Below are 7,279 nucleotides of genomic sequence, written 5' to 3'. Positions count from 1 at the left end.
GTTCTTTCCTCCGCACGATTTCAGGATCTTTCGGCTTGGTGTTGTCTTTTGCATCATTGACATCTTGCTCAATTCCGAAGAAATTCGGGGGGCTTGATATGGCCCAGCCATTCTTACCGAATGGTCGATAACTCAGATGGTCGATCGGCTTCCACATGCCATCAACATCCAGTCCGACTGCTTCCAGTTCCCATGCTGTTTCGTGCATTGTGTGATTGCCAACGACTGTAATCGAATCAGGCACCTCTGGCAGATCGCTCTCGAAGCCTCCGCTCATCAGATCATCAGTCGAGAGCAGAGCACCCTCTCCAGCCCGTCTGATCCTCACTCGATCATCCCATCCCAAGCAGACACGATAGCCAACAGAGTTGACCAGATCCTCTAATGCCTGAGCTGGAGCAATGCGATCCCAGTGAACTTCAGGCCTGACTGCTTTTCTGTACTTGAGTTTTTTCAGCTTCTCTAGTTCGTCGAGATCTTTTGTGTCGTAGTTCAATTCGCCCATTGCTTCGAGACAGAGATCAGCCAGCTCGCGGGATGTCTTCTCTTTGCGTTTCTCGATCACGCCGTTCTTCTTGATGTTCCAGTGTCCGGAGAAAGATCCGAATTTCCATTTCCACCGACGGTCGAATATCGGGATCTGCCAGATCTCATTATTCTCTGCGCGTCTCAATGCAGCTTTATCTGTTCGGCAGCCCTGCATCAGGATCTGAATCGTATCTTCTTTTGTGGTCGCGAAACCTCCTGAATCTGTTTTGGTTTCAACAGTATCGAATTGAAATTTCAAATAGCCATTCTGCTCGATCTTCACATAGTTCTTATCTTTGGAATTGAGTGTCTGAGGAGCCATCTCGATCATGCAGACACCGGGAGCGATGCCATGCGATCGAGTGTACCTCGCTCCCACGATATGCACGATGCCTGGATAAGAAACTGATCCAACGTGTTCATACTTTGTAGAATTCTTTTCCACAGGAATCCCTTATGTGAGCGTCACTGTGTAATTGCTTGCGAAATGCAGTTGACCAAAATCTTTGATGTTCTGCATCACGATGACTGGAGAACTGATGCAGCCCGAATCATCATAGATCTCTGAGCCTTCACTTTTCTTTGTGATGGTTGTGACAGCCTTCGGCCTGCGATCCTGATTGAAGTTCAAAACAGCATCACCTGCCAGACTGATTGCAGTCGCCGTACCTGTGGAATTGTAGTTCAGAGCTCCATCATTCACATTGAGTGAAGCATGAGCCCCGGCATGGATCGTCGTCTCTCCTGCGTCCTGTCTGAAAGTCGTCGTCGCTGAATTGATATCCAGGTCACCGCCTGTCTTAATGATGTCAGTGATCGTCACACCGGCACCCAGATAGACTGTCGTGTCACTCGCCGCATCATCGAAGAATGCTTGCCGCAAAGTGGCGATCGTAGAGACCTCAGTTGGATAGTAAGCGACTCCCAGGGATCCGCGATTGATGTCGATCACATTGCTGGCGTGAGTTCCGAGTAAGAGAATAGCCGGAGTGTTTGCATCCTCTCCAGTTCCTGAGTCTGTGATCAGAACAGTGCTCTGAACTGTTCCCAGATCAATCTTGATGCGATCAGAGCCATCGCCTTCTTTGTCTCCGATGTTGAGCAATGTCGCCCCGATCTTCAAGTAAGAATCCCGATATTCGAAGTACGAATTTGTTCCATCTGTATTCGTGCGAGGCAGACCTATGAAGCCTGAGAAAGTCTGCTCGATATGCAATGCTGCCAGAGTCACAGCACTTTGAGCGAGACCGTAGAAGATGCTGATATCAGTGTCAGAGATGAAAACTGTGTCGCCTGTGACCGGGACTGTATTCGTGTTAAAGTTCGCCGCAACATCCCAGTTATTCGGCCCGGAGTTCGCAACGCTATTTGCTATACTCATTGGAGTGAGGGATGTCACCGCTGTGGCAGTTGGAGCTGCGACCCCTTTGGTGGTTTCGGTAATGTTGGTCAAAACATCGGAAAGATCCACCGTAAAAAGTTGAACATTAGAGACTGCCAAATCACCGATAAACTCAACCGATAACGCGGTTCCGGGCCACGGTCCACCCGTGGCGTAGGCGTTCCCAGACCCAATTGCCGTTGCATCGTCAAGCAATAACTGCAACGCCGCTGCTGTCGCGTTGTAGGGAACGACGAGTGTAGACTGCCCAAATGTCAGATTGACCGACCCTGTGCTTGGCGTCCCTGTCCATGTGAGTGTTTGGATTTCATTGGAACCACCACCTGATGGAAATGGGTAGTCATCTCCCGCACCAGAGTTATAAAGATCTCCCACCTCGCTGATTGTCAGAACATCATTAAACACGCCGACTGAATCCATATAGCCAGAGTAATCCGCTGACACTCCACGGGACATCAACTGAAAATTAACACTTGATCCAACCGCAGTCGTGCCGACAGTTAATCCTGTTGTTTCTTCAAACGCTCCCCCATTGATGCTGATTTTAATTGTAGAATTGTCGGGGTCCCATACACCCACGACCAAATTCCACGCATCAATCGTCGCCGCTGTGGTTCCGGCTTGCTCATGCCATGACGATGTTCCTTTTCGCCTTCTGAAAATAGGATAACCTGAACTGTCCAAACGTAAAGAGTAATCTGACATAGATGAATTATAATTATCACCCATTGACATTAAATTTTGCACGGAAGAAAACGAGCCAACTGGCTTGAACCAAATCGAAAAACTACTCGGCTCATCCTCAGTGAATTTAAGCTCCGAGTCAGCTCCGTTAACACTGGTTTTGTTATTTGTCCCGCTGGTTATACACCCTCCGATGATCCCGCCACTCTGAAGTGTAAACAACTGATAAAGCCAATTGTTATTCTCCGGTCCTAGCAAAGAAAGATTATTTGTTGGTGACAACACCATGCCACCAACAACGTCGGTATGGAATATAAGATCCCATGTTAAATCATAATCAGCGGGGAATCCATCATCGTACTCATTGAAATTCCAATACGCGACAGCCTTGTCTGCTAGCGAACTGCCACCCGCTTGACTCGTCGCCGATGCCATCGTCATCCCGGTCAACGCATCCGAATTAGCGATCAGCATCGGAACGTCGGTCAGTGCCAAAGCTCCTTGGAAAGTGACCGTTACCGCCGACCCCGGTAACGCCCCTCCGCCGCAAGAAACACTCGCAGAAGGTATTGAGTTAAGAGCCAGCAACGCCGCTTCAATTGTTGCTGCACTCGCATTGTAGGCCAGAGCGGTCGTGCTCTCTCCATCGTAAGAGAGTGTAAATGTGCCACCCGTTGGTGCATTCAGTATTGTAATTGTTTGAACTTCATTCGCTGATCCTGTCAGACTGCTTGCATCTGTTGTGATTAAAGCAACGTCGGTGGCAGCGAGGGCACCAGTGAACTCGATTGTGTATGGTCCTCCAGCATCGCCTGTCACCGTTCCATTTCCAGACCCCACAGAACCCAGACCCTCAAAAGCTGTTTCAAGTGTCGCCGCACTTGCGTTATAGGCTAATGCCGACGTGGTCTGCCCACCAAATGTCAGCGTGAATGTTCCTCCGGTCGCCCCTAAAACTGTAATCAACTGAACTTCGTTTGATCCACCAGACACGGCAACAGTAACCGTGAATGGTATGCCAGCAGTTAACGCCGTTAGCTTGACTCTTCCGTCTAATTCACCATCTGAGTCTACTCCTGCAGATGCAGTAATCTCTGCGAACTCAGGAATCACAGAGGCATTCCAGGCCGCAATAATTTCAGCCGCCGCCGTTATAGCAGTCGTGGTGACTTCATCCGTTCCGACGATCTCAACCGAGAGCGTCTTGACCCCGATTGCCATTTCGCAAACGTAGCCATTCAGTACATCTGATGGGACCGTGATGTATTCGACTTGGGCAATGGCAGGAGCGCCGCCGATCCAAATATGAGAAGCCATGTTAAAAATCCTTTATGTGGTTGGAGCCGGGAATTGATCATTCCGCTCGAATGTATAAGACCAGTGAATCGGGTACTCTATTTCGAAACCGCCACGCTTTCTGGCTGGTGGATATCTGATCTGACGCTTTTCAAGATGTTCATCGTCAGGCCAGAGTGGATCATTGGGAAGTGGGCGAGCACCCAAACCGACAGACAATCCAGATTGAGTCACACCCACCAGACTCTTTTCAGTGAATTGCTGCTTCTGATATTTTCCTTCGAGTATCGGCAGGAATCCGAATCGCCGACCACCTGTTCCCGTATAATCGATCGATTCTTCATACTTGAGCAGTGTCAATTTTGTGGGATCAATCGTCTGTGTCTGGTCAGGATACAGACCAGCGAAAGCAATATCAGCAGAAACAACGATATTGTAAGATCTGAAAGTCGTCAGCTCACCTTGACCGACCTTGCTGAATTGGGGGAGTGTCGTCACGCGCGTACCGCTTAGCGTATTCGTACTGATCAGCTCATGCATTGTCGTCCCGTTTTTTTTCCAGACCATATCTTGATTCTGGATAGAGTAGGCTGCATGGAGTTCAGCCATCGCTGTCACCAGAAGTGCATCAGTGTCTCCATGCAGGATGCCCTTGATTGCCCACGTCTCTGTGTACCCATAAACGAAACCATTATCAGCGACGAGACCTGATCGTGTGATCGAGATTTCTGCTTCATTCTCCGCGTGGTTATAATTGCCGTATGAATGCTGCATCAGGATTTATACGCCTTTTCCAAGAGTTTGTTTTTTTCGATCTCTTTCTTCATATCTTCTAGACTTTTCTTCATCGATCCGAACGTGTCACCCAGTGCACCAACGACTTCCATCGATGCCTTCTCGACTGCATCGCTACCATCAGCGGCAGCCTGCTGAGCATCTTTCCCGATGTCTGCTGGCTTACGGTATCCAGGCAGATCCTCATGACTGAGATTCTGTGCTTCAGCAGACTGCTCAACTTTTTTATGAGTCGTGCGTGCCATATCCTCAGCCTGCTTAATGACCGATGCCTGTGCTTGATCCGCCTGGGCAGTCTTCGATAATTCCTGCCGCTCAAGCTCTTTCATTTTGGTCTCTGAATCTGTCTGTTCTTTTTTCTTTTTGACGAGAGTTAAGTTGGCAGATACTTCATCAGCACCAGATTGAGCACCCACTTTCGCATAGAAGTTAGAAGCATGATCCCCCGCGAGCCCAAGCCGTTCCAGTTCCTGAATATCACGCCTGCTGAGTTCCTGACCTCCGGCTTTCTTTTTGCCGATTTCTTTTGCCCGTTCCTGATCTGCTGCTGACAGACGTCCGAATCTTTCTCGGATTCTCTGCTGCTCAGACTTCATCGCATCTTTACCGATCTGGATCTTTTCCTTCTCGGCTTTGATCTGCTCTCCGATCAGATTCTTTTGATCCATGATTGACTTGAGACGATTCTGCTCAGCAGCGAGCATTCTACCCTGAGCCTTTTCGAGATCTGCTGTTACCCGCACGCGATTCTTTATACTTTGAAAATGACCGGCAGCGATTCGCTCCTCTTGGATTTTCTTTTCTTCTGCGACAGCTTTTTCTGCACGCTGAACATCTCGCAGAGCTGCGATTCGTTCTTTGTCAACGTCGCTGACACCACCACCTTGACGCGCATCTTCCACAGCGTCATTCGCATTAATCATGTCTCTAGAGAATCCAGCTCGTTTGGCTTCATCGTCTTCGAACTTAGACCGAGCTTCGAGCAGCTTTTGCTTTCTCTTTTCAGCGGCTTCTGTTTTCTTTTGGGCTTCTTCTGCATCCTCTGCTGCTCGGAGATAGCTGTCACCTGCAACGAGTATACTTTCATTCCAATCCCAGCTTGCACCGATTAGCCATTCGATCCCTCTGGTTATAGCTAAGAATCCCTCAGCCAGAACAAGCGCGATTGATGCCAGTTCAGCAGCAGCCAATGCCAAAGCAGCGAGCACTTTAACACCTGCAATCATTGCGATGCCTGTACCTGCTGTTTTCGCACCTGTAGCGACAGCACCTGATCCGGCAGTCGCAGTACCTGATGCACCTGCCACCACGGATGATGCTGCCACTTTATTATTGCTCACTGCGAGAATTTCATTCGCCGCTGCCTGGGCTTTTGTGGCTGTGCCTAATGCGACTAACCCCTCGCGACTTTTCCAGATGACATCCGTGAATCCTTTAAAGACTTTGATACCATCTTGAACCATATTGAAATTTTTGGTAAACTTTTCGAAATTCTCCTCGCTCACTAATCCCAACTTGGCAGCTCCCTCGACCATATCAGCCAGTCCCTGCACTACGACGACTGCTGATTCATTTGCTTTCTGGTGTCCGGCGACAACAGCCTCCTGAGCTGCTTTAAGTTTTTCAGCATGTTTCTTTGCCGCTTTCTCCGCTTTTTTATTGGCCTTATCAGCAAGCCTTACTCGCTTTTCACCCTCTGTTTCCTGACTGGCTGTCTGCTTTTCGAGGAGATCAATGATTCGCTCAGTGAGTTTTTTGTGGGCTTCGAACTGTTCTGTCGTGCTGAGTTTCGCGATCTGAACTTGCAGTTCTGCTTGGGATTTACCCATTCGAGTGAGCTTATTCGATTGATCTATCGCAATTTTTTCCAGCTTCTTATAGTTCGCATTTCCTGCCGTGACGACTGTTTTTGCTTGACCTGCAACGATTTTCGCTGTAGCTTGGTTACTTGAATCAGCGACCAGCTTCAGCTTGATGATCACATCGCGCTCGGCACCATTACCCATCAGACTACCTCCTGAGTGTGAGCCAGGAAAAAATTATTCGGAGGCACATTTATGTTAGATTTGCCTGTATTTGTGCGATATCTGTCATTCCAGTTTGATCTTTTCAAAACACCAAGGGGCACCAGCGCTAGAAAGTAAAAATAACAGATGAGTTTGCAAGCCTGAGCCATGAAGTCCAGCAACTTCATCTGAGTGCACAGGATAAAATGTCTGAGTTCAGCTTTAGTCTCATGATATTCGTTCTCACCTGTGTGTTTTCCGGCTGCATCATCTACTATATAAACTGGAGTATGTACTATGCCTGAGCATGAATTCTTCAGCACCGGCCAAAAGGTCATCCTGGCACTCGCAGTCGTCGGCATCCTGTTTTTGTTGGGCGTAGACCATGAAAACAAAGAGCGCAAAAAGCGGAAAGCAGAGGAAGCCAAGGAAGCCGTTGAATTAAAAGACCTCTCTCCTGAAGGCAAGCTCCTGCACAAGCTCGTCAAACAGAATGAAGAAGAGAAAAACAAGCCTAATGTTATCGGTGCACTGTTAATCATAATTGTAATCGCCTACTGTATTTTCA

General features: G+C 48.4%; 5 protein-coding genes. 1 reads left to right on the top strand and 4 read right to left on the bottom strand.

The window, feature by feature from the left end; genetic code table 11:
• From Q0668_RS24765 to Q0668_RS24750, 4 genes are all read right to left on the bottom strand, one after another.
• Window positions 1-973: hypothetical protein (locus Q0668_RS24765; protein WP_298869236.1), on the bottom strand; the 973-nt coding region annotated here is incomplete at its 3' end.
• Window positions 974-982: 9 nt separating this feature from the next.
• A complete protein-coding gene (locus Q0668_RS24760; protein ID WP_298869235.1) occupies window positions 983-3,931 on the bottom strand; it encodes a LamG-like jellyroll fold domain-containing protein in 2,949 nt (982 codons plus the stop codon).
• Window positions 3,932-3,943: 12 nt separating this feature from the next.
• Window positions 3,944-4,684 (bottom strand): hypothetical protein, encoded by a 741-nt coding sequence (locus Q0668_RS24755; protein WP_298869234.1) that lies wholly within the window; start codon window positions 4,682-4,684, stop codon window positions 3,944-3,946.
• A complete protein-coding gene (locus tag Q0668_RS24750; RefSeq protein WP_298869233.1) occupies window positions 4,684-6,711 on the bottom strand; it encodes a hypothetical protein in 2,028 nt (675 codons plus the stop codon). The genes Q0668_RS24755 and Q0668_RS24750 overlap by 1 nt, the downstream gene beginning before the upstream one ends.
• Window positions 6,712-7,008: 297 nt before the next feature.
• Between Q0668_RS24750 and Q0668_RS24745 the strand changes: the two genes are divergently transcribed.
• The coding region (locus tag Q0668_RS24745) for a hypothetical protein (RefSeq protein WP_298869232.1) at window positions 7,009-7,279 on the top strand (271 nt) is incomplete at its 3' end.

This window comes from uncultured Gimesia sp., assembly GCF_937910335.1.
Taxonomy (GTDB): Bacteria; Planctomycetota; Planctomycetia; order Planctomycetales; family Planctomycetaceae; genus Gimesia.
Note: the sequence above shows the minus strand (reverse complement) of the source record. Positions and strands in the feature narration are given on the sequence as shown.